Source organism: Nostoc sp. (assembly GCF_036918245.1).
GTDB lineage: Bacteria > Cyanobacteriota > Cyanobacteriia > Cyanobacteriales > Nostocaceae > Nostoc.
Genome location: NZ_JBALEF010000007.1, coordinates 47,318 through 71,754, shown reverse-complemented (window position 1 = coordinate 71,754; position 24,437 = coordinate 47,318). Strand labels below are relative to the sequence as shown.

The following is a 24,437-nucleotide window of genomic DNA, read 5'->3' as shown; positions in this document are numbered from 1 at the left end:
AATGTTCTGAACAAGTCATGGCGTTTTTAACTTTATTTTCAGATAAGCATAAGTTACAATGATGTTTAAGCTTGTAAGAATAAAATTGTATTATGCAAATTTTCCACCAAACCACTCTTATATTTATTGCCCTTTATTAAGAATGTATCTCACGAATTTTTCTATCCCAAATCTGTTTTTTTGAAGATGAATGTAATTTTTTACTCCTTTTTCATTAATCAACTTCCGTAATAACCGATTGTGACAGTTAAGGGTGCGGAATGTGGGTTTTAAAGATGTGTTTTGGGGAAACCTCGGCACAACTGGGCAAGCATTAGCCTCAGCAATCAGGGAAAGGTTTTGTGCTGTTTCCACCTCTTTTGGCACTTGAGCCTGAGTACCAAAGACTTGCTCAAGCGTTTCGGAAAGGTTTTGGAATAGGTGAAAGCGATCTGCTACTTGGATAGCTGAAGGTGCTCCTTGTCTAATTCCTTTAGCATAAGCTTTGGAGCGATCTCGATAAACTACTTCAACTCCCGGATGTTCCTTTAACCATGCGGCTAAAGTTTCCGCTTCACGGTCTGCCAACAGAGTGATGGGCTTCTTACGCTCCAAGTCAATCAGCACAGTACCATAGGTTTGACGTTTTCGCAAAGCAAAGTCATCTACCCCAAGAATCCGGGGCGTGACCACTGGCGGTAAGGGGAGAGCACGGACTAATGACAGTAACGTGTTTCGACTGACCATCAGCCCAAGACGACGGCTCAACTTGTTTCCAGGCGCACCTCCTACTGCCAAGCCAATCGCACTTAGTTGTTCGGCTAGTCGCTGCGTCCGCCGTGCCCAAGGTGCTACGATGCCGGGTAGCCGTTCGGTAAAAATGCGTCGCTTGCACTGTTGATTCAGGCAAAAATACTTCCGCACCTGAAGTTCCCAGGAGACATGGTACTCTGCCCACGATAAATCAGCTAAACAGCGTTCGTAGTGGCTATGGATTTGATGAGTGGGAAAAGCGCACACCGGTTTTAGCACGCTATACTCATACCTTATTATGCAACGCCGGCTGTGTTCATCCCTGTGTGACGGTAAAGATGTTCTGTTAAGGTGTTGAGAGCAGTTTGGTAGCTGATTCTCGATTGCATATCTGGGTGCAGACCATTTTAATTCACATTAGGCGTGAATTATAAACGCTACGCAGATTTAGCTGACTGCACCTTGGCTTGCTGTTTCCATACCGCATCTGCATACAATGATGTGTCGAAGTCCGGCGAAATGTTGCCGCTAGTGATCCGGGCTTCGTGTAATGACCAGTCAGCGAAGAATAAGTCGTGGCTGATACGTGCCACTACTGCTGGCACATCGCGTCGGATACTAGGTACGTCACCGATGGGCAGACCGAAGCTTACGAAGCCAGCAGGATTGAACACATGGATGTCCTTCAGGTAGGGGGCGTTGCCAGGTACTTTCTCTTGGTATTCATGGGCGCTGCCAAGGTAAGGGTAGGTGCTGAGTTGATCATCACGCTGGTCGGCTGGGGCTTCATAGCGATCGCACCAAAGTGCGATGTGATGTGCAAATTCGGCGAGTTCCGGCCGCTTTGTCGGATCAACAAAGTAGCCAGTACCAGCGATCGCAAAATCGAACTCGAAAACATCATCATTTACTTGAGCGACGATCCGATCGCCTTGGTTGTGAGCAGATTTCCACGGTGCAGATAAGTGCAGGTGGAAGTTAGAGAACCCTATTACCCGCTCGATTGCGTCTGGTGGTGGTGTAGAGCCAACCTGATTAAACCGCCAAGCTTGGAACCAGCGAGCTACATCAGGCAGTTGCGGATAGTTATAGTAAGCGCCAGGATAACCTCGCAGGCGATTCACTGGCAGAGATGCGATCGCTGGCTGTCGTGCGAACAGGTGTACTGCCTTAGCGCCTGATTCCAATGCCACTCCTGCCGCATCAAAGGCTGAGGCCGCAGCACCCAGCACTGCTACTGTTTTGCCACGCAGATTGTTGAAGTCGATTTCATCGGCGGTGTGTGCATATAAGGTGCGTGGCAGAGATGCCAATACAGGCGGTATGTTTGGGCCACCAGTGCCAGCTACACCGTTGGCGAAGATAATTTTACGTGTGGTTTCCACCTGCGCGACACCGTTCACTTCTTGGTGTAGACGAAAGAAACCTGCGTCCGGCTCAATCCGCACCAACTTCATCTGATACCGAACTGGAATGCCCAGAAAATGCCGATACCAGCTGAGGTACTCAGCCCACGCCACTCGTGGAATGCGGTCAAGCGCTGCGTATGCCTCAACACCGTGCCGCGTCTCGTACCAAGCTTGAAATGATAGCGCCGGAATGCCCAGTTCTGGCCCTGGCAGGTTTTTCGGTGTACGTAGCTTTTTCATCCGCGCCCGCGTCAGCCACACGCCAGCATGAGCTTCGTCAAGAGCCTCATCGATGACTGTCACGCGACCAATGCCGGCACGCCGCAGTGCAAATGCGAAGGTGCTGCCACTGCCACTACCGCCTACTATTGTCACATTGTGGTCAATGCCTGAGCGATCGCTCACCCAGTTTTCAGGATCGGGCCCGAGTAGGCGCAACGCCTCACGTGCGGCAAAATCGAGGTCAGTCGTTGTTGTCATGTCGGTATTTGAGGATGAAATGAGATTTTATCGAGATTAGTGATACTGAAAAGCATACTATTATGATTAACTAATAATTAGTTTATCTAATATTAAGTTTTACAAATAAAATAATTACTGACTGTTAGCGAAGCGGTGCTGATGTCACCCAAATACTTGAAAGAAGCTACCCCGGTAAAGCTGTACTGCACATTGCAAATTAGTTGAAATTTTCTATTAATTTGAGTAGCTGATAACGCTTATCTTTATTTATTGGCGATGCCTGCGGTGGTCACTGACTTGTACTGAGCGACTTGCCCGGAGCGAAGCCGTTCGCGTAGCGTCCCGTAGGGAAGGGAGTCGAAGTAGCTTTGTCGTACTCCTACAAAGAAGCAAGCTAGCAAGAGCGTCTCCAAGAGTTGTGCGGGCTACGCCTACGCCTTTAAAGAAAAACTTTTTAGTTTGCTGAAAATCTCAAACCGTTTTATCTCCTGCTTAAGAACACGCTCACGATCAGCAGATTCTTGTGGTGGGAATTCCCAAATATCACGGATCTCATCTTCTTGCTGATCTGTTAATTGGAGATGATGTGGTAATTGAGACTCTTGCCCAAATAACCAAGGTACTCCATTTAATAATTCTCTTTCTATTCCATGAAACATATTTTTACCCTTATTAAAAATAAGGTGATTTTGACATTTAGCTTTTTACTTCTTGCTGCAATTATTGGCATTTGGCGATATCTTCGTTAAAACTGCTGTCCCAAAGTTGTTTCACATCAACTTTTGTGGAAATCACACCTGCTTGAAAAAAGGTATCAGCGACCTTTTGCTGAGAAGCAATCGCTGCGTCAGAAACAGGAAGTAATTCTTGACGACGCTGTTGTTGTCCTTGCTTGGCATCCTGATAAACAATGCCTTGATCAACATCAATGGTCGTTGCATAATTCTTCGACCACTGCTTGAGATTAGATTCCCGCCAAGTTTGAGATTTCTGCAAACGACAGAGAAAATCAGCGATCGCAACCTTCTTTTGGGGATCGGCGATCGCATTGGGTGAAGCAATAATCACAAAGTTACCACTCAAAATATCTTTTGCAGATTCCAGTACCCGCGCCCCTTCTTTTTTGGCTTGGGGGATGGCATAACCGTAGGTAGCCCAAGCATCAAGCTGTCCTTTACGAAAAGCTGAAAGTCCATCGGGTATTGATAAAGGAATTGCATTGATATCCTTCATCGTCAGCCCGACTTTTTCCAACATCTTAATCAGGAAGTAGTGGGCAGTTGTAGCTTTAACGTAACCCACTTTCTTACCTTTGAGGTCAGCGATCGTTTTGGCAGTCGAGTCCTTGGGTACGAGTACAACTTGACCAATCGTTGGCCCTTTGAGAGTGGCAATAATTTTTACAGATGCTTTCGATTCAATCGCAAAAATCGGCGGAATTTCACTAGCTGAGCCCAAGTCAATCGCACCAGCATTGATTGACTGTACCATCAAATTACCCCCACTAAACTCAGTAAATTGAGTTTGATAAGGGAAATTATCTAGTCCAGCCCACTTTAAATTTAAGTCCCAGCCACCTTTATATTTAGCAACATGCAATTGAGTTGTATTCGATACTGCGATTTGGGATGGACCAGGATTAGCAGCGATCGTTGCCGGACTCGTAGACTTAACCTCTGAGCAAGCTGTTGTTGCTATTAACAAGCAACCCAGAGAAAAGAAAAAATTCTGCGATAGCCAATTGGTAGACACGTTAATTTTTGGGTATAAAAAGACAATGAAGAAAAATAACCACCAACTACTCTAGTAAGTCTGGTTCTTCGCCCACAATTCGGTCGTAGAGCGGCTGGGCCGCGCCTCATGAACCTGTGAATGAATGGCAAAAGCGGCGCGATTGACAGGAGCATTACCTTTGACAACTTCTCCTTCTCTATCGACCAAAATCAAGTCAGAAACACGGATGTGACCAAAGTACTTGCCAAGGGGATTTACCCAAAAATGGTCGGTAAACTCTGGATCTCTGGCGGTAATGTGGCCTGCTGTTCCCTCACTAAAGCCAAAACGAGCAAACAGTCGAAACGCCGCAGCAAGGCGTTGTTTGCGATAGAGTCGTTCTTCTTCAACTCGTTCAAAGACTGGCGGTTGTGGTCTAGTGAAATTTGCCATGATTTTCTCTTTCTTGTTTCATAAGTACATTGCAATATCTAGAGCGTAAAGACCGCAGACTCTTTTGTTCGGGATGATAATGATGTCGCCAAATGCTATCAGTATCGTTACCCATGACATGGATTAAGATAGATGGATCGAATACTGTATCTTTGCTACCTAGCGGCGGTAGTTTCTAACGGACACACTGCCGTTGTAATATCTACTCGTTGCGGAATAATTTTTTGCTCTAGTAACCAATCAGCTGTTTTCTGAAGATTGGTGATATCTTCAGCATTAGGAAATACGTAAGACTCTGGACCTCGATTTTTAGTCACCTGCTTGGCTACCGCATCAGAGACTTTTAGCTGTTTAACTAAAAAATCTGATGCAGCATTAGTATGTTGATTTAACCATTCACCATCCTCACTCAAAGCAGTGAGAGCAGCTTTCACGGCTAGAGGATTTTCTTTAGCTGCATCACCACGAACAACCATAATGCCGTAGGTTGGAGCAGGGTGTGTAGTGGTGATTCTTCGCGCCTTATGTTCTAATTGGGCAATGGAAATATAAGGTTCCCAAACTGCCCACGCATCAACAGAACCTTGATATAGAGCAGGTGCAGCATCATTCGGTGATAAGTAAACTCGCTGGACTTTATATGAAGGAATCTTTTCTTTTTCCAAAACTTTTAATAACAGATATTCGCCTGCACCACCTTGATTAACAGCAACTTTTTTACCTACTAAATCAGCCGGGTTACGAATGGGAGAATCACCACGAACTAAGATGGCATTACTCAAAGAATCTGGACTAGGACGCTGTACAGAACCAATACAAAGAGGTTGTCCAGCAGCAATTCCAGAGATGGAAGGAATATCACCACATCCACCAATATCTGCCCGATTACCATTGAGAGAACTTAAAAGCGTAGCGCAACGGTCAAATGGCCCACTCCATTCAACTTTAATATTTTGCGTCGCTAACTTACGCTCTAACTCACCTCGTTGACGTGCAATGGGAATAATCCCGCCTTTTTGGTAGCCCAAGCGAATCACATTGTTTTTCTCTGTAGTTTTGGTAGTGAGAGTTTTTGAAGAGGAATCTGAGTTAGCTGTGGCATTGATAGCTGTTTGTTGACTGCAACCAGAAGCTATCAAACCAAGAAAAGAAGCTGCGATCGCAAAGTTCTTACTGTCAGAATATTTTTTTTTATATTGAAAGCGGTGTTCTTTTAAATAATTCCTCACAATGGACTCCTTGATATCAATTTTTAGGAGTTTAAGCAGCCATATCTATGATGATAACAAGTATAATACACTAAATTGATTGACTTGCCGTAGTATGTAAAAATAAGATACCACCTTTTGATGGGCTGTTCAAATCTAATCAATATTTCTTTATCTTTGACTATGAGAATTTAGTCCAGGTATTTCTAGGTGAACCTACACTCAAGTAGTGATCTCTCTTTTCCTTCTTCCTTTGCGCTCTTTGCATCCTTCTCTAACGAGACGCTGCGCGAATGCGGTTCGTTTATTTAGCCTTTAAACTTCGCTTGACAGATCACTAGCCTTCGTTCAGCGTTTTCTCATACGCTGTGCAATTAAATCACCTATAAATTGAATAATTTGTACTAATGCAATCAAAACCACAATGGTAGAAAACATGACCCCTACATCGAAGCGTTGGTAGCCGTATTGAATTGCCAAATTACCTAATCCACCTCCACCTACAGCCCCAGCCATCGCGGAAGAGTTAAGTAAACTCACAATTAGAATCGTCATACCTAATACCAGTGAAGGCAAAGCTTCGGGAATCAATACTTTGAGAACGATTTGCCAATAATTGCACCCCATTGCTTGGGCAGCTTCTATTAGTCCCTTATCAACTTCTAAAATGCTAGTTTCAGCAATGCGACCAAAAAATGGGATGGCGGCGAGAGTTAGGGGAACTAAAGCGGCTGTGCTACCGATGGAAGTGCCAACAATTAGGCGTGTTAGTGGTGTTAAAACGACAAGCAGAATAATAAAAGGAAATGAGCGTCCAGTATTGACGATCGCACCCAGCACTTTATGCACTTGGGGAAAATCTAGCAAGTTTCCGGGGCCTGTCATCACTAGCAACAAGCCCAAAGGTAAGCCTAATACTATTGCAACCAGGGTAGATATACTTACCATGTAAAAAGTTTCACTAGTGGCTAGCAACAAGCTTTGTAGTAATTCTTGTCCTTGCATTCATGCACCTCGCAAAATTGAAAACAGGGCGGAATACCAATTCGTAATTCCTAATTAAGAAGGTCAAATTTTGAATGTGTTGCCCGATTTTAGAAAATTGGTATTAGCTGGGTTGGAGAACTTAGAATCTAAGTCCAGCCTGTTTCAGTAGTGGTAGAAGGCGCTTACCAAAGAAATCAAGATCAGGCTCGAAATCGTAGAAGGCAAGCTGGAAGCCATCGACACCAGCTTTATTCAGTTGCAAAATTTGCTCGGTGATTTGTTCGGGTGAACCGATTAGCTGCACATTACCGCCGATCGCACTGCCAACGCCATTACGCAGATTTCCCTTCTGATGTCCCCTCCAGGCGTGTGCATCGCTGCTAATGCCAGAACGTCCAGCAATTGACTGATAATCCGCATGGTCAATTATCGCCTGAGCATATTCTTCTGCCTCTTTTTCAGTTTCACGCACGACAATAAGCGGATTTAGGAGAGTGCGGACTTGTCTAGCATTAGCGATCGCCGATTGTTTCACACGGGCTGTATGGGCGGGTAACGACGACAAGGCGCTTTCTATATCACCGCCAGCCGGACTGGTGATAAATACGATATCAGAATGGCGACCCGCAAACTCGATGCCAGCATCCGAGCCAGTGGCGTTAACTAGGATGGGGCGACCATAAAGCGGGCGGGGGCTGATGTAAGCATCCTTAAACTGCCAAGAACTCTGACTTTTGTAAGAAAAATTCTCTGTTTCCGACCAGAGTCGTTTGAGGACGGTGACAAATTCATCAGCAAGTTCATAGCGGCGATCGTGTTCGATTTGGCTCCAGCCGAACAGTTCATGCTCATAAGCCCTGTGTCCGGTGACAACGTTAATTCCCCAGCGACCTTTAGAAATGTGGTCAAGTGTCGCACCAAATTTAGCCAGATGGATGGGATGCCAAGGCCCGTAGAGAACGTGAATTGTTGAGATTAATAGAATGCGTGAGGTAATGCCAGCAAGGGAAGCAGTAGCAATGAAGGCATCTAAGCCTGCTTCTGTCCGAGTTGGCCCCTGTCCGCCCTTCGGCTGCCATGTGGAATAGCCGAAAACCAGGTCAAAACCTAGCTCCTCAGCCTTTTGGGTAAGTTTGGCATTGTAATCAAACGACCAGTCTGTAGTGCGCGGTAGATTAGAAGAACTCCAACCACCGTGATGAATCGGTAAAAACAGCCCTAGCAGTACTGGCTGCCGGAGAGCTTGGGATAATGGGCTTTGGGGATAGTCTGTTGGAGAGGCGATCGCCTCTTTACTTGCTCTCAAAGAAGTAGTATCAATTGCACTCATAGTTCCTCTCAACGGTTTCGGTTGGCTGCAAGATCCCCGACTTCTGATAAATACTCATAAAGTGGTTTCCCGCATGTTAGAAGTCAGGGATCTGAACAAAATTAGAAGAATCCTCGTTGCGGCAATGGTGTACCGTTGATCTCGTAGTCGCCGATCGCACGAGCCTTAAAGTGATTTGGGTTGTGTGAGGATAAGGTACGGGCGTTGCGCCAATGACGATCAAAGTTGGAGCTTTTCTTTGTTGTGGAAGCCCCACCAACTTCAAACAATAAGGTCGCTGAACGTAGAGCCAAATCATCAACAATCAATTTGGCTTTGGATGCACTCAGAGAAGTTGCTAGTGCCGCAGCCGTCTCTGATTCCTCACCCTGGGCTTGGGCAGCAGGCAGGCGATCAAGCCCATCAGCTGCCGCCAAGACGATCGCTTCGGCAGCAAAGGCATTGGCGGCAATCTGCCCGACAGTCTGTTGCAAGATTGGGTCTTCTGAGGCTTGCTCGGATACAGCATGGTAGAAAGTCCGGGGTCTGTTACGGATGAGGGCTGTAGCATCACGCAGAACGCTGCGAATAATACCGGCGTTGATGGCAGTCAGGAATAATTGCGGGACGATGTTGTAGGGCAGGTCGTCTTTGTCTGTGTCTGTCTCAAAAATTACTTCTTCAGCCTCTACACGGACATTCGTGAAGGTAGTCGTTCCCGTACCTGTGAGTCTTTGTCCGAAGCCGTCCCAGTCGTCCACCAGTTCAAGACCCTCGCGGTTAGTAGGAATGAGTATATACGCTGTAGAGCCATCTGGTGCTAACACACGCACAAAAATCAAGTCTGCGTAAAGGCTGCCAGTGCTGTAATATTTCCTTCCATTCAGACGATAGCCGTCACCATCGGGTGTTAATTTTGTATTCACGACTTGGCGACCACCCGATCGTTTGGCTTCTAGTTCGGTCGAAGCGAGTCCAATAATCGCGCCATCGACGACTGCTTTGAGCCAGCGACGATTCCTTTGGGTGCGCTCAGAACGCAAAATTCGCTCCGTTACAGAGAAATGATTCCGTACAATGTGAGCGACATTTGGATCAGCATCCCCCAGCCGAATCACGACCTCGAATAGTTCGCGCGCGGTGCTACCACCACCACCTTCGGCAACGGGGATTCGCAATGCACCCAACCTGGAACGCCGGATCAATTCAACTACATTATAAGGAAGGATGCGATCGCGATCGCGCTCACTTGCTCCCAGAGCAATGAAATCAAACAAAGCTTGCAGTTCGGGAGATTTGGCTGTGACAGGAGCGGAGAACTGGAAAGTAGAATCTATAACTTTTTCTTCAATTTGAGTCATTGTTTTTCTCTCTATTTTGGGAATAAGGGACTGGGGACTGGGGAAAGAGATTTTTATCACATAAGCGTCTAGCTAACGGAAGCAGTGGTGGTTTGAAAGAAGCGGTTGACAGGGCGCGTCAGTCCCAGATTTTCGCGCAGCGTCTTGCCCTCGTACTCTTGACGAAAAATCCCACGTCGTTGGAGTTCTGGCACAACTTTATCGACAAAATCATTCAATCCTTCAGGAAGAAAAGAGAACATGATGTTGAAACCGTCAGAGCCTTCCTCAATCAGCCATTGCTCCATCTCATCGGCGATGCTTTGGGGTGTGCCGACAAAGGCCAGTCCGCCATAACTGCCAATGCGTTGCGCCAGTTGTCGAATAGTCAAGTTCTCATGTTGCGCTAAGGCTATTACTCTTTCTCGTGAAGAGTGACCAGCGTTATTCGGTGGGATTTCTGGCAAGGGGCCATCTGGATCAAAACCCGAAACATCGTAGCCAAGCGCACTATTGAGGCTGGCGATCCCACTGTCATAATGTACTAGGCTGTCCAAATGAAGACGCTTGGCATATGCTTCGGCGACGGTTTCCCCCACGATGACTAAAGCACCTGGAAGGATTTTTATGCTGTCTGGGTCACGCCCCTTCGCCTGCGCCCGTCCCTTAATGTCTGCAAATAAAGCTTTGCCAGCTTCCAGATTACTAGCAGGTGCAAACACAGCCTCGGCGGTTTCGGCGGCTAATTGCCGTCCGGCTTCGGATGCGCCTGCCTGAACGATTACCGGCCAGCCTTGGACAGGTCTGGCGATGTTCAATGGCCCTCGCACTGAGAGATATTTTCCCTTATGATTCAGAACGTGAAGCTTTGCAGGGTCGAAATAAATCCCTGCTTCCACGTCCCGAATAAACGCATCGTCAGCAAAGGAATCCCAAAGACCCGTGACAACATCATAAAATTCTCTAGCCCGCCGATAGCGTTCATCATGCTCTACCTCTTCTTCTAATCCAAAGTTGAGCGCTGCGTCTGGATTGGCTGTGGTGACGATGTTCCAGCCAGCACGACCGCCACTAATATGGTCGAGAGACGCAAAGCGGCGAGCGATGTGGTAAGGCTGGTCATAGGTCGTGGAAGCGGTGGCTACCAGCCCGATGTGTTCGGTGACGCTGGCAAGGGCAGAAAGTAGGGTGAAAGGTTCAAAGGATGTGACAGTATGGCTGCGCTTCAGTGCGTTGATTGGCATATCCAGCACCGCTAAGTGGTCAGCCATGAAGAATGCGTCAAACTTGCCCTGCTCTAGTTTCTGGATGAATCGTTTCAGCGCTGGGAAGTTGAAATTAGCGTCAGGCAAAGCCCCAGGATAGCGCCAAGCGCCTGTATGTATGCTTACCGGGCGCATGAAAGCACCCAGTTTTAATTGCTTCGATCTGCTCATTAGCCCTCCGTATCATGTTTAGAATGCAGGGGCAACCGTCCCCTTGAGGTAGTTGTTGATTCTTAAAAATTTTTCGTCCGACTTTAACATCGAAATTATATCTAAAACAAACAAAAATATAGCTAAAATTCCAGATCAATTTATTTTAAAAATCTGACTTTGATAGATAAATATGATAGGCCTTAAACCTGACGTTTGTCGTGTGATTAGCGACTAAACTTTCAAAAGAATACCTCATAAAAAATAGTTAATAATAGCTAACAATCCTATAGTTATTACAAAATTAACCTGGCAATTATAAATATTACTAATTTATTGATAATTAGTAATATTTAAAATCTGAGAAAATCTGAAAAATTAATTGTGTTACTACGGTAAACCGTAGAAGTTAATCGTTCCTTATTTGGGAGCTTGTTTCAAATTAAAGCTTAAAGGGCAGTTTTTTATCATCAATCATTCACGCTCACAAGTTTGGGCAGTCTAGATATAGGGATATCCAAGAAGTAAGAAAGAACCTCTCGCCGCCAAGCATCATAAAGTACTGGCAAATCATCAATTTCAATACCAATAGCTTTTTGACTCAACTGCCAATGATCCCGAAGGTAAGGATTGCGTCGGCGTTGACCTTCTTCGTCTGCTTCTATGACTTGTGCAATTAAATCTTCTTTCTCTGCTAGCGAAGCTTTATCAAATTGACGCTGCCACCAATCCACAACTCCTAAGCGGTGGACTGCTTCATCTGGCAGGATTCTTTCTGCTGCAAACTTGGCTGAGTCTGGGTCGTTGATTTTGCTGGTACGACTATTGATGAATAGCAAAGCCACAATATGAAGTTCGTAATGTAACTCAAATGCTAAAAAGCCTTGCCAATTACGAATGGGTAAATCACCCATATAATCCCAATGCTTCTGCACCTGCTTTTGGATATCCTCGATTGGGTCGCGTCCCGATATGGCCTGCGTTCTTAAACGAGTATTTTGAGCGTGTGCGCCATCATCACCGATTTGTCTACTCAAAAATAGCTGTAATTCTGGGTCAGAAAAGGAGTCAATTATCTTAGCGCAGACTTGCACAATAAACAGGTCATGGGCTGCACCAGCCACACGGAAGCGGTAGAAATTCTCTCTTTCCTCATCAGTTTCCGGCGATCTAGGTTCTTGCGTAGGCGTAGCCCGCACTTCGGCTGCGCTCAGTGACCGCCGCAGGCATCGCTTCTTCGGAATGTGAGGGGCGTACTTATCAAGTAGTTTGTCAAAAATTTCCAGTTCTAAATCAGTAGTCCAAGCTGGACGAGTAAGTATTGCTGTCATAAAGTTTCCTTTGGGTAGTGGAGAACAATTTAATCCAAAATCTAAAATCGTTCGACTGAGCGACTTGCCTTGAGCGAAGCCGAAAGGAGCCGAAGTCCAAAATCTAAAATTCTTAGCCTCTAGCCCCGATTTTCAAGTTGGCGTCTACCGTTAACGCTCGCACTCTTGGTATAATTTCCGCAGCAAAACGCTCCATTTCTGGGGCAAAAGGCTGGAATTGCAGCATGAAAGTATCAATTCCTACTTTGGTAAATTCAGCAATCCGATGGGCTACAGTTTCATAGCTACCAACCAATCCTGCTGCTGTACCGCCATTGCTCCCCACACCAGGGTACTTAGCCATGTTTTTGAACATAACTACTTCAGAATCTACTCCTTTGAGTAATTCTGAGCGATCGTCTTGTGTTAGTACCATTGTTCTAAGGTTTTGATATTCCGCTTCCGCTTCTTCGTCTGTCGGTCGAGCAATGACAAAAGCTGACATGGCGAAGCCCAGAGGTTGAAAGCGAAACTTAGTTTTTTGAGCAACTTGAGCAATGGTTTCGCGGATGACTTCAATCGGACGACCATTGAGGAAAAATGTATGCGCTTCTTTTGCAGCTAGTTCTTGGGCTGGTTCTGACTCTCCCCCTAAATATACACACGGATGTGGTTTGGCTATAGGTGGAGGATTGAGCTTCAAATCATTGATCTGAAAATATTCACCGTAGAAGTTAACTTTTTCTCCACTCCATAGGGCTTTTACGACCCTAATCCATTCATCTGAATAACGATAACGCTCATCGTGGGTAAGGAAATTTATCCCCGGTTTTTCCATTTCTGGCTTGAACCAGGCACTTACTAAGTTAATAGAAAAACGTCCATGACTTATAGCATCAATACCTAATGCCATCTTTGCTAAGACGGCGGGATGAAACAGTAATGGCTTAACAGCTGCAATAATCTCGATAGAGTTTGTTGCTTCTGCCAAAGCTGCTGCTGCTGTCCAAGTTTCTAGCTGGTCAAGTTCTTGGTTCCTGGGATTGATGATATGTTGCGCTATTAAAGTTGTGCTAAATCCGCACCTTTGAGCCAACTGGATTAAATTCTTGGCTCGTGAGTAACTAGCATCACGAGGTTCAAGAGGATGGTTCATCACGCCGCAGTTGCCGTAAACGGGAATCCAAATCCCATATCGTGGTTCAGACATAGCTTTCTAGAAACTTTGTAGTCGGCACTAAAACTTTATTTTTGCAACTAAATACACTATAAGCCGATAGATTTATAGTAGTATACTATGAGATTTGCATAGGTGAGGATAAAAAACAAGGTGTATCTCCCGAGTCCCCATTTAATTTGGAGGCAAGAATGTCAGAACCACGCTACGGTATTTGGGTCCCTGTTGGAGGTAACTTTGGCCCTCTAAATACGCCAGATGAACCGATTGATGCTAGTTATGAACGCACGCGATCGCTAGTATTAGAAGCAGAACGCTTAGGATATGTCACAACCTTAGTCGCACAGCACCTTGCCAATCCCCGTAGTCTGGATTTACAACAGTTGGAAACTTGGACAGCTTGTGCGGCCTTGGCTGAAGCTACAGAAAGTATAGAAATTATCGCCGCGATTAAACCTTTATTATTTCATCCAGCTGTTCTAGCCAAAATGGCTTTGGGAATTGATGCAATAAGTGGTGGACGTTTTGCCATAAACCTAATTAGTGCTTGGTTTCGCCCAGAAATGGAGCGTATTAATATCCCCTTCCCTCCCCATGATGAACGTTATTGCTATTCTGGTGAATGGTTGCAGGTTATTAGAGCTTTGTGGAGCGGTGAGAGGGTGAACTTCGAGGGTGAATATTTCAAAATCCAAGATTTGAGCCTTCGACCCTTCTCTATTGCTCAACCCTATCCTCGTATCTATTTGGGAGGAGCATCAGACCCAGCACAAATTTTAGCAGCCCAACAAGCCGATGTTTATTTCATCAACGGTCAGCCGATTGAAGATGTCCGCAAAGTAATTAAACAAGTTTTGGATCGACCACGTTTCCTAGCCCAACCAGTCCGCTTTGGTCTGTCAGCCTTTGTCATTGCCCGGACTACAGACGAAGAAGCGCAAGCAGAACTAGAACGACTCATGGCACTGCAAAAGTTGGAAGAACAATATAAGTTAAGTGTTGCTAAAGGAGTTGACACAGAAGCCGTCATGTTCCAACTGTTCGCCAAAAATCCAGCTGTTGGCGGCAATGGTGGCACAGCCGCAGGATTGGTTGGCAGCTATGATACAGTTGCAACTCGCGTTGCAGCTTTCGTTGATGCAGGTATCGATACTTTCATGCTGCAATTTAATCCCTTTGTCCGGGAGATGACACGTTTTGCCCAAGAAGTTATGCCTCGCGTGCAACACTTGCAAAAAGTTGCTTAGTTGTTGACTGAATGCGCCCTTCCAACGGTTGGTAATTTGTGATGAGCTGCTTCACTAAAAAAACGATATTTCTACGGGGTTCGAGTTCAGTTATTAACGACTAAAAGCGGTATCCCGGTCGAATTTGTATTTATGCCTGGCAGCGCTTCCGATGTACGTGCGCTCAACGCCTTGCCGTTAAATTTACCACCTAGTAGTGAAGTATATGCTGATTCAGCCTATACCGATTATACCGTTGAGAATGATCTGGAAGAAAGTAGTCAAATATTTTTGAAAGTAATGTGTAAGAAGAATTCCAAGCGTCAAGACCTACCCTGGAATCAATATATTAAACAATCGACTCGACATTATATTGAAACCGTCTTCAGTAGGATCACAGGTGTTTTCCCAAAATTCATTCATGCGGTTACTTATGAAGGGTTTTTACTGAAGGTTGAAGTATTTATTTTTTCATTTACCCTCCAACAAGCATTCATTGAATGAGTTAAATATATTACTTTAAATGAGATTTTTGATTGAGTCCAAGTTGACAGTTGTGCGTAGCGCAACTGTCAACTTGTGATGGCGATCGCATGAATACGACGGATGCAAAAAAATCTAAAATTTGATAACCCGCAACTTGGGTTATTACTTCACAGGTGAGCAGAAACGTATAGAGCAAACAAAACGTCGTGGTCGTAGATTAAGTATTATTGGGTTTCTTCAACCAATAATTACGTTTTGTTTACGGTCTAGTAATCGGGGGTGTTAACCGCAAGTCTTATATCCAAATAATGGAGCAAGAAGCTGCTGATACCCAAAGAACGGGATGTACTAGGGTAATTGTCCAGGATAACGGGCCTATACACCGATGCAAAGAAGTACAAAAACTCTGGTCTAAATGGGAGAGCATAGGTTTGTACATCTTCTTTTTGCCCAAATATTGTTCCGAAATGAATCCCATTGAATTAGAGTGGCAACATCTGAAAAAAGATGAACTCTTAGGGCAAACATTTGATGATGAATTAGACCTTGCTTATGCCGTAATTAATGGTGTTGAAACTAGGGGAGAAAAAGGAAGTTACCGTACACAACGTGTGAAATTTAACTCTAATCCCATTGCTTAACGTTTCGTTACATACTTGTAATTTTTTCCGCCCACCTACTTATACCATTTCTTTATGAAGCTGCGCTAAATAAAGCTTCAAGAATAAAGTCGTAAGAAGTGAGAGAAGCAATCATTTCAGGTGTAATTGTTTTTAGTACATCAGTTAACTTCTGCTGTAGTTGCACGAGGGTTTTACAACTTTCCCATTGCAGTTTCGATTTGAGAAATTCCCAAAAACGTTCAATCGGATTGAGTTCGGGAGAGTGAGGAGGTTGAAAAATAGGGATAATATTATCTGACAATCGAGAGCTTTAGCTTTGTGAAATGACCCTTGGTCGAACTGTATGACTGCGATATCATCCCCAAGGTCAGCAGACAGTAATTCCAAAAAACGTTGGAAACAATCTCCATTGAGGTAGGGAAACTCATAGAAAAAGCTGTATCCACTCAGCGGTTCGACAACACCATATAAATAAAAATTCTGCCGTTGCCACTGGCTTAAGCCTACAGGTTTAACCCCTCTAGCCGTAATTAAACGTCCTGCAATTGTCTTTAATCCTAAACGTGTTTCGTCTTGACACAAGTACCTTAATCTCTTCCCCACTTCCATTTTCCTCCTGCAAGAATTTGAATGCTAGAGGAAGTTTTTTTTAAAGTGAGATAGACTTTGTGGGTGTTGTTTAGTGCTTTGAGGACGAGGCACTTTCAACTTCGCACCTAAACGGTTGCGAACAACTTCATAAACCGTTTTGTAAGCCAGTGAAAGCCCTAATTCACTCTTGAGCCATTGTTGAATTTCACCATAGCTTTGAAACCCAGATGATTCTTGCAACTGCTGTTTTAAGCGTTCTAAGTCTGAACCACTGATGAGCGGAACTTTCCCTGGTGCATGTTTGACTTCGAGCAAGCCCCTTCGTCCTTCATCTTTGTACTTTCTCACCCAACGACTTATGGTTGCTTCATCGCGTCCTAAACGTTCTGCTAGCGATCGCCTGCTGCTCACTTGGCCGCTCTTGAGCCAATAAAGCATTTGCAATCTTTCTTTGCTGCTTGCTTCTGTGGCATGTCTGAGAGCTTTCTCCAATTCTTCTTGGCTTTCTGAAATCTCGATTTGGAATGTACGACTCATAACAAAATCACTAAATGCACCCGTTTAGAAGTTTGGCATAGTTTGGCGCATCTTCATACAGAATTGGTATTAGTGCAGAACAAGCTATCTTAATGACCTCTAGACTATCAAGATCAAAAACAGCATTACTCTGGCAAGAAAAAAATGCATACCCTGAAAAACCAGTTTATTGTGTTGCCCAATGGAGAAGATATTGTTGAAATTTATATTGGAAACTTAGGAAAAACAAGTGATATTAATTTATTCCGATTATTTCTACCAATATTTTTGCCCCTAAACTGATAAATTAGCCGTAATTTATGCTCAAACCCCTATTCATTTCGTATATCTAATTTAGCGTAGGCGCAGCCCACCGCAGGCATCGTACATTCCCTTGTAATCGCTGAAATGCCTTTGCTGTATATATTTACCATTTTTGGATAAGTCTATTTCATTCTCTAGATATGCCAGTTTCGCTTTTTCATCAAAAATTTGCTGTTCTAATTGAAACTTATTAGCTGCATCAGTCTCAGATGCTGAAGCGTGACGCAACTTAGATAATTTTTGATAGCACAGATCCCATTCTGCTTGAAGTTTTTCTAATTTCTGCTGCGATCGCCTTCGTGGCCAATTAATTGTGTAGAATATAAACTCATCAATACCTCAGCCAACTCACCTGGTTTAAATATCCTACCGTTTACTTCCGGTTTACGACCTGGATCGGGGTTATCGTTGGTAGGTAGTTGCGTGTAGATGTAATCGCACTCTACCCCTGCTAATTTTGTTTTTGGTGTCAGTTCACAGTTGTAAATCAAAGCACCAGTAAGTTGAGCGATCGCCAAATTAGCTCCATTGAGCCGAGTATTAATCAGCTTTACCCGTGAAAGGTTAGCTCCTTGCAAGTCTGCTTCACTCAAGTCTGTATTCAAAAAACTTGCATCAGCCAGGTTTGCTCCCCGCAGATTAATTCCTCGCAAATCTAAACCATCAAAGTTTTGGTTTTGTCCATTACCACTGACCAATAACCTTTGTACTGAAGGATATCGTAAATAACTGTCACCGCCAGAGGCAAGCTCAAGTTGATTTACCTGGAACCAGCGTGTACCTTTAAGTTTGGCTTGCTGGAAGTTGGCACATTTGAGAGTGGCTTGGGAAAAGTTAGCATCAGTCAAATCAGCATTGAAAAAATTCGTACCACCTGCGCCTGCAAAGGCAAGAGCAAAATTGCGAACCGAGATAAACTTGACATTTTCTGCAAGAGCCTGCCAAGCGATGTAAGCACCCAGTTGGATAGTTGCTAAAGCTGTAACAATAGTCCCTGCAATTACTAGAGATGAAGCCTTTAAAAAGTCTATAGTTACTACTGTTATCACTAGTGTAATTAATGCCAAGACTACGCCCCAAATTAAAGCTAATACCCGATTACCTGACTCTACCCAAGCGATCGTGATGCCAATAGCCATAATTACTGCTGTAGCTAAAGCCGTAACTATACCTAAGACTAGAATTTCAAAAGCAGCTATGTTCGAAAATAATTCCTTGTATGGCGAACTTGCTATACTGTAAACCCAACCTAAGGTAAAAAATGCAGCAACTGCAACTGCTACAAAGATAATTCCAGTGATCGCACCAGAAAGGTTAGCTGATCCAGCTAATATCAAAAACATCGCCACAATTAAAGCTGTTGGCAGAACAAGTGCTAGTCTCATAGCCTGTTCACTTGCAGTAAAAGTATTTGAAGTTACTACAAATACAATACCTAAGACTAAAATTGCAACAATTCCAGAAAACAATAAAGCTAAACCAAACATCCTCGCTAGTGTTGCTCTAGTACGAGCAGTTTCGTATACCAGAGATAAGGCCCAAATTAGAGCAATTCCACATAAATTCAGACCAATAGTTATATCGACTTTGCCGAAAAATTGGCTAACTCCCAAAGCGATAGCTACAATAATGGCTATTAGCCAAGGGAATCTTATCCATCTAGAGTTAATGCCTAAAATACCTAGCCTATTATCAGTTTCTCTACTTTCTAACTGACTTTTTAACGAGTGATTTTGATAGAAATAGGCAAAAGCAAAAGCTAAACTAACAGTAACCCCTACCGCTACTAAAGACACTCCAATTTGTATTCTTTGTAGCAAACTTTGAGATATAATCCCAAAAAAAATCCCTAAAGTCAGGCAAGCCGATCCTACTAAAGCCAGAGCAGCAGCAACCCAAGCTTTACCTACACCCTTGTGAATAGTCCAAAAACTACAAAGGCTGAACCCGATAGCACTGAATATGTAAATTACAATACTTATCCAACTGTCAGTATTTGTGCGTAACGTGAGAGTCCTGAAGGCAAAGGATAGCAGGATAGCAAGGAGCAGTGATATTGGAGATAACAACAGTGTTACTACTAAACTTTGCTGTAATATAAATTGCCAGTTTTTACCAATATTAGAAATGCAAATTATTGCAAATATTACTAATATTAGTATCCCTGTGGTGATAACTGTAGTCTTTATTTGAGATTTTTGTATTTCACTATCTATGATTGCTGCCCACACAGTACCAATCAGTGATGCAGCAGTTGCCGATAGTATTAACAGCAGGAAACAACACAACATCAATGCAAATGCCCAGTGACGTTGCAACCCTGTTTTTGCATAGCTGAAATTAGCCCCCACAAGTCGGGCATTAGTAAAGTTTGCCCCTTGCAAATCAGCATAGCTAAAGTTTGCTCCGGTTAAATCCTGACCTTTGAAAGACCGACCTTTTAACTTTTGACTACTAAAATCTTTCCCGATAGGTAAACTTGGCTTACCAAAATTTTCTTTAATTTGTTCAGGAATGGGCAACTCTTGTCCAGCAATTTCCAGCTTGCCTGCTTCAGCAATTTTACTAAGTTGAGCAGTAGCACCCTTGATATCGCCACGAGAAAAGCTTGCCATTGCACGGGTGTAAACTAATAATGGTTCCAACTGCGCCTCAGCTAAAGGTTCAGCAAAGGTTTCCACCAAAGAAGCGAGGCGAAGGATTTCTGTCTTGTCTGTGGAATTGAATTCTGAGGCTGTTGCTTGGAGTTGACTAAATGCCCGTGCGATTTGCTCTACTGCCTTGCCAGGTTTAGCATACGCTAGTGCTGTCCAATGTTGAGCCTCGGCAAAGTCTCGAACATCTAAATCTTCGCTCTGAAGTTGACGGTCAACGTATTCTAGTAAAAAGTCAGACAGTTGCAGAATTCGGTCTTGTTTTAAATTTGCGTTGTAGAACTTTTCGTCAGCTTTTAAACGTGTCAAAAGTTCATTTCGTACCGCACTATCCATTTCGTAAAGTTCATGCCCCACCTCTTCACATAAGCTAGAGAGCAAAAGGTCTGCTACCGCCTCCCAAGGAATATTGAGCAATTCACCGTAAATATCTTGCTGAAAGTTAGCCCATAAACGATACAGTAAATCTGGGGTAAGAGCCAGGGGAAAAGCCGCATGGTAAGCCAAGTAGAGATGAGGCTTACGAAAGCGTTTTTCAAACGATTCTATTCGGCCAATGGCAACTGTTTGTCTCATAAGCGATAGGGAGTGAATTTACCACGCAGAACACTAATCGCCCCTTGCAATCCCTGACGGCTTAACTCAAACATCGGCACTAAAGAGGCGATTTCATCAGCGCTTGTGCTGTCCCAACGGGATTTGGGCATGGGATTAAGCCATGCAATATAGCGTACTCTCTGTTTAAGTTGCTGCAAAAATTGTTGAGTCAGATCAATGCGTTCTTGATTACAACCGCCACGGGCTGCCCCTGCATCACTAAAAATTAGTACACCTGCACTATTTGAGTAGTTAGCAAGGATATCAGTTAATAGTTTAGCCTCACAACAACTAGGGTCTTGGTAGATATATTTATCAGAACAGTTGTGAAAATAGTAAACATCGGCTTTTGCTAAACGTCCACCTTGGGCAGCTGTTTCTGCGAGGCGACGAGATAGTTCATGGAATGGGATCATTGAGCCGTCCCGATCCATCAACAGCAGCAACTGTGCCCGATTAACTCTACGGGGCATCAAAACAGTCTGGAGCAATACTCCCTGACGAACAAACTGCTTAACAGTGGCTTCTATGTCGAGTTCTGTGGCAGGGCCGTCTCGCACAAAGCGCCGCAGGTAGCGCCAACTCTGCTTCATCTGCCGACGAGTAATCGGAAAGTACTCACCTGTTTCAATCCTAGTAGTTTGCCGTACTGCCCGCACAACCTGTACCACATCTTCCGGCTGTGCCTTTTGTTCTTTAGGCGATGGGGTAGGTGTGGAGGTAGATTCAGGCGATGGGGTTATTTCCTTTACCCTCGATTTGGCAATCCGTTCTAGCCAGTATCTGGTAATAAAGTATCCTCCTGACCAGACTAGAAAGGCAACAGCACCAGCGATCGCCAGGTATATTAGTTGTTGTATATCAGGACTATCCTCTGATAAAACATTAATCTTGAATGACTGGGTGTCTTTTATGCTGCCAGATGCATCGGTGACTTGTAGCTTTACTTGAATGTTTTCAAACGTCTGACTCACTGGTTTGCCTTTCAGCGTAGCTGTTCCATCTCCACCGTCTTTTAACTTTAGCCAGGGTGGATTTTTTAAGGCTGTAATCTTCAGTCGATCGTTTTCATTTGCCTTACAAGCTTTTACTTCATAACTGTAGTCTTGATTTACTCTGACTGGTATTATGGGTGACACACTAGTGAAGTAAGGACATTTCTTGGATTGGGGTCTGACTAGCCAAAGACCTACTCCGGCAATTAGCAACAGAGTACCGCCCCAAACTATGCGACGAGTTGGTGAAAGTCGAGGTAATTTGATGAGTTGTTTCTTTTTCTGCGGTTCCACCTTGGGCAGACTTTGGATCGGTTCTGGTTCAGCAAAAGATTGAGCTTCCTCATCCATGACTTGCTCAAAGTGATAGTTAAACAGTAGCTTGTCTTCTTCTGATTTAACCCACAAGGTGCGGCATAGCCGAGCTAGGGCTTCATGGTCTTGAATGCCATAACCAGACTGGAGGGCACGTAGCGCTAGTTTATACTCATCAATACCCAGTGGCAGTCCTGCTTTTCGCAGTCGGTCAAATAAGTTTAGTAGGGGTAGTTGCAAGTTTGAGTCTTCGCTCATACTAAAATATTCACCCTCGGTTTTTGAGATATGCTAAATAGCGTTGATGATCCACCCAGTTTTTTAGTAATACGCCCAAAAACGGTAGCTTCCCATCTAATTGCCCCAAAATTTTATCTTGAGGATTTCTTTTTAGCACTTTAAACCAGTCGATCAGTTCACTGGTGCTAACATTTTTACCCATCTCCCCTCTGCTTTCTGCAATAATTTTCCGCAGTTCCAGAAAACGCGCCACAGCTTTATCAACTAATTTTGGAGAGATATCTGGAAAAATGTTGCAAATGATTTCTCTAAGCCGTTCATTGTCAGGAAATTCGACATAGTGAAACAAGCACCGCCGTAAGAAAGCATCTGGTAAATCCTTCTCATCATTGCTGGTGATCAAAACTATTGGCGCTACTTTTGCTTTAATCTCATCACCCGTTTCCTCAACAATAAATCGTTTTTGATCCAGTTCCAGCAGTAGGTCATTGGGAAAATCAATATCAGCTTTATCAATTTCATCAATTAGTACGACACTCAAATTTTCCCCTCGAAATGCTTTTCCCAAAGGGCCCCAGCGCAAATAGTTAGCTGGGTTATAAATTTGCTGGATTTGTTCTGCACTCAGGCTATTAGAAGCTGCAAGTTGGGCATCTCGTAAACGCCCAACGGTATCATAGGTATACAAACCATCCTGTGCCCGACTGGTGGATTTGACGTACCAAGCTTCTAAATTTAAACCTAGTTCGTAGGCTACAGCATTCGCTAACAGTGTTTTCCCACACCCTGGTTCACCCTTCAACAGTAATGGTCGTTCTAAATAAATCGCCAAGTTCACCGCTTCTACAAGTTCTGGACTAGGTAAATAAGGATATAAAAGCTGTCCATTCGCCCCTCTTTCTCCTAACTGGGGCTGAACTTGACCTGTATATTCCAAAAATTGTCTACCTACAGTCTTAACCATTTTTCCTCTTGTTCATACCAATTACAGTCAGAAAGGCGACAAATTTCGCCAAATGTGGGTTCTGGAATTCCATTATCACTGTTTTTCAGTATTATCTGTATTGTTTGATCTATTTGGCTTATCAGTTTAGTTGGCAGTGTATCCTCCTCATGCTCTAGCCAATTAGTCAGTTCAGCCTCAGAAAATTCGGTAATCTCAGGTAGCTTCCAAGAGTTTTGATCTTCTGCAAAAGGAACATTCCAACTACCTGCACAGCCGTCATAGTCAACTAGGAACATTAATAATTTGAATTGACTAGTTTGCAGGGTAGCTTTGTTTACTTTTGTCGCCAAAGGTAGCCAAAAATGCCGGATAAGTTCATGTATAAAAGCTTCTGGTAAGCAATTGACATCGTAGAAAATTAGCAGAACGTTCTGAGTTTGCCACAATTGATAAACTCGGTCAGCAATTTCGGGAATTGTGCTTTGTCTGCCTAGATCGACTCGATCGCCCAATTCACGCCACAAAGCATTAATGTCACTCCTGCGGGAAATGCGACTGAGGTAAATTCGCACAATTTTCCCTGTGATGATGCTGGGAATATGTTGTACTACTAACCTATTTAACAGCCAGCGTTGACCATAGTCTGGTGAACCGTGGATTAGAAAGGCTGCTGTGGAGTGAACCTCAATAAACTTGCGGAATTCTCGTGTTTGTTTGCGATAGCCTAATTTCAACAAAGCATGATATAGCCGTTCACTAGATACAGATTGTTCCAGATAATAAAGCTGCTGTTCTAATTCCTTCAGTTCTCCCTCGGTCTGCTCAATCTGCTTTTCTCGTTCAAAGCGAATGAGAACATCTGTCACGATCGCATAATCAAGACGTAGCCTGTTTAACTTCTCGGCTACTAGATCATACTGCTTTTGTAATATCTGGCGTTTCTGTTCTAGGCGCTGATCGGAGGACATCCAGTTATTTTTGAGTAAATAATCTTTACTTAAGACAAATATCCAGAGGTCGGTGCGACAATCTGGTTATGCATTTTGTTTAAATAGTTGAAACATACCTCTTTTGCTAGATGTCATTTCTTTCGATAAGCAAGGCGAAAAAGTGATAATTTTGTGTAACAGGTAGGAGGTAGGAAGTATGAGAAATTCAAGATTTCATTTTTTGAATGCTTGACACCAAGATTCCTTAATTTACCAGTTACAGATATAGTATAGAAATATTTTTGTCTCTTAAGGCGATGATTGATCGCATCTCTTGACCAAAACTACCTTGCTAGTCTTCGGTGCTTAAAGCCACCAAAACACCTTGATATTCGCAATTCAAGATATCTTGATTTATAAGTATTTTTATATTTAGGTATCTAATATATCTAGATAGTTAGAGTTAATATCTGTATGCTC

Annotated in this window: 18 protein-coding genes and 5 pseudogenes; 4 read left to right on the top strand and 19 right to left on the bottom strand. The window is 43.8% G+C overall.

The features are described 5' to 3' along the window. Positions 1 to 207 precede the first annotated feature (207 nt). The 12 genes and pseudogenes from V7L12_RS02045 to V7L12_RS01990 all read right to left on the bottom strand — a co-directional run. Positions 208 to 1,002, bottom strand: a pseudogene (locus tag V7L12_RS02045) (ISL3 family transposase); the annotation flags it as partial. Between the two features lie 167 nt (positions 1,003 to 1,169). Continuing rightward, positions 1,170 to 2,621 (bottom strand): NAD(P)-binding domain-containing protein, encoded by a 1,452-nt coding sequence (locus V7L12_RS02040; RefSeq protein ID WP_335081668.1) that lies wholly within the window; start codon positions 2,619 to 2,621, stop codon positions 1,170 to 1,172. A 413-nt stretch (positions 2,622 to 3,034) separates the two neighbouring features. Then, a complete protein-coding gene (locus V7L12_RS02035) occupies positions 3,035 to 3,262 on the bottom strand; it encodes a hypothetical protein (protein WP_335081666.1) in 228 nt (75 codons plus the stop codon). A gap of 61 nt (positions 3,263 to 3,323) precedes the next feature. Continuing rightward, entirely contained in the window at positions 3,324 to 4,355 is a 1,032-nt protein-coding gene (locus V7L12_RS02030) for an ABC transporter substrate-binding protein (protein ID WP_335081664.1), read from the bottom strand. Positions 4,356 to 4,451: 96 nt separating this feature from the next. After that, positions 4,452 to 4,769, bottom strand: a pseudogene (locus V7L12_RS02025) (class II aldolase/adducin family protein); the annotation flags it as partial. A 155-nt stretch (positions 4,770 to 4,924) separates the two neighbouring features. After that, positions 4,925 to 5,998, bottom strand: coding sequence for an aliphatic sulfonate ABC transporter substrate-binding protein (locus V7L12_RS02020; RefSeq protein WP_335081662.1), 1,074 nt, complete (start codon positions 5,996 to 5,998; stop codon positions 4,925 to 4,927). A gap of 327 nt (positions 5,999 to 6,325) precedes the next feature. Further along, a complete protein-coding gene (locus V7L12_RS02015) occupies positions 6,326 to 6,982 on the bottom strand; it encodes a methionine ABC transporter permease (protein WP_335081659.1) in 657 nt (218 codons plus the stop codon). 121 nt (positions 6,983 to 7,103) lie between these two features. Continuing rightward, positions 7,104 to 8,294: an LLM class flavin-dependent oxidoreductase gene (locus V7L12_RS02010; protein ID WP_335081657.1), complete on the bottom strand. Its 1,191-nt coding sequence runs from the start codon at positions 8,292 to 8,294 to the stop codon at positions 7,104 to 7,106. 101 nt (positions 8,295 to 8,395) lie between these two features. Then, positions 8,396 to 9,634: an acyl-CoA dehydrogenase family protein gene (locus V7L12_RS02005; RefSeq protein ID WP_335081656.1), complete on the bottom strand. Its 1,239-nt coding sequence runs from the start codon at positions 9,632 to 9,634 to the stop codon at positions 8,396 to 8,398. A 68-nt stretch (positions 9,635 to 9,702) separates the two neighbouring features. After that, the gene (locus tag V7L12_RS02000) at positions 9,703 to 11,049 is read right to left on the bottom strand and encodes an LLM class flavin-dependent oxidoreductase (protein WP_335081654.1); all 1,347 of its coding nucleotides are present in this window, start codon (positions 11,047 to 11,049) and stop codon (positions 9,703 to 9,705) included. 449 nt (positions 11,050 to 11,498) lie between these two features. Beyond that, a complete protein-coding gene (locus V7L12_RS01995) occupies positions 11,499 to 12,359 on the bottom strand; it encodes a hypothetical protein (protein WP_335081651.1) in 861 nt (286 codons plus the stop codon). Between the two features lie 112 nt (positions 12,360 to 12,471). Continuing rightward, positions 12,472 to 13,548 carry an LLM class flavin-dependent oxidoreductase gene (locus V7L12_RS01990; RefSeq protein ID WP_335081649.1) on the bottom strand — a complete coding sequence of 359 codons (1,077 nt, stop codon included), beginning with the start codon at positions 13,546 to 13,548 and terminating at the stop codon, positions 12,472 to 12,474. Positions 13,549 to 13,706: 158 nt separating this feature from the next. On the opposite strand from V7L12_RS01990, the gene V7L12_RS01985 reads away from it, so the two are divergent. The 3 genes and pseudogenes from V7L12_RS01985 to V7L12_RS01975 form a co-directional block, all read left to right on the top strand. After that, a complete protein-coding gene (locus V7L12_RS01985) occupies positions 13,707 to 14,762 on the top strand; it encodes an LLM class flavin-dependent oxidoreductase (RefSeq protein ID WP_335081647.1) in 1,056 nt (351 codons plus the stop codon). 57 nt (positions 14,763 to 14,819) lie between these two features. Next, positions 14,820 to 15,245, top strand: a pseudogene (locus V7L12_RS01980) (transposase); the annotation flags it as partial. A gap of 142 nt (positions 15,246 to 15,387) precedes the next feature. After that, positions 15,388 to 15,868, top strand: a pseudogene (locus tag V7L12_RS01975) (transposase); the annotation flags it as partial. Between the two features lie 52 nt (positions 15,869 to 15,920). On the opposite strand, the gene V7L12_RS01970 reads toward V7L12_RS01975, so the two are convergent. Further along, complete coding sequence (locus tag V7L12_RS01970; protein ID WP_335081644.1) at positions 15,921 to 16,151, bottom strand: transposase; 231 nt, start codon at positions 16,149 to 16,151, stop codon at positions 15,921 to 15,923. A 332-nt stretch (positions 16,152 to 16,483) separates the two neighbouring features. Beyond that, the gene (locus tag V7L12_RS01965; RefSeq protein WP_335081642.1) at positions 16,484 to 16,978 is read right to left on the bottom strand and encodes a helix-turn-helix domain-containing protein; all 495 of its coding nucleotides are present in this window, start codon (positions 16,976 to 16,978) and stop codon (positions 16,484 to 16,486) included. Between the two features lie 114 nt (positions 16,979 to 17,092). Between V7L12_RS01965 and V7L12_RS01960 the strand changes: the two are divergent. After that, positions 17,093 to 17,260: pseudogene (locus V7L12_RS01960) on the top strand (transposase family protein); the annotation flags it as partial. 51 nt (positions 17,261 to 17,311) lie between these two features. On the opposite strand, the gene V7L12_RS01955 reads toward V7L12_RS01960, so the two are convergent. From V7L12_RS01955 to V7L12_RS01935, 5 genes are read right to left on the bottom strand one after another with little or no spacing between them, the layout of a single operon-like run. After that, positions 17,312 to 17,509 carry a hypothetical protein gene (locus tag V7L12_RS01955; RefSeq protein WP_335081640.1) on the bottom strand — a complete coding sequence of 66 codons (198 nt, stop codon included), beginning with the start codon at positions 17,507 to 17,509 and terminating at the stop codon, positions 17,312 to 17,314. A gap of 47 nt (positions 17,510 to 17,556) precedes the next feature. Further along, positions 17,557 to 20,511, bottom strand: coding sequence for a pentapeptide repeat-containing protein (locus tag V7L12_RS01950; protein ID WP_335081638.1), 2,955 nt, complete (start codon positions 20,509 to 20,511; stop codon positions 17,557 to 17,559). Beyond that, positions 20,508 to 22,100: a hypothetical protein gene (locus V7L12_RS01945; protein WP_335081636.1), complete on the bottom strand. Its 1,593-nt coding sequence runs from the start codon at positions 22,098 to 22,100 to the stop codon at positions 20,508 to 20,510. The genes V7L12_RS01950 and V7L12_RS01945 overlap by 4 nt, the downstream gene beginning before the upstream one ends. A gap of 10 nt (positions 22,101 to 22,110) precedes the next feature. After that, positions 22,111 to 23,046 carry an AAA family ATPase gene (locus V7L12_RS01940; protein ID WP_335081634.1) on the bottom strand — a complete coding sequence of 312 codons (936 nt, stop codon included), beginning with the start codon at positions 23,044 to 23,046 and terminating at the stop codon, positions 22,111 to 22,113. After that, positions 23,031 to 23,996 carry a hypothetical protein gene (locus tag V7L12_RS01935; protein WP_335081633.1) on the bottom strand — a complete coding sequence of 322 codons (966 nt, stop codon included), beginning with the start codon at positions 23,994 to 23,996 and terminating at the stop codon, positions 23,031 to 23,033. Before V7L12_RS01935 ends, V7L12_RS01940 begins: the two co-directional genes overlap by 16 nt. Positions 23,997 to 24,437 lie beyond the last annotated feature (441 nt).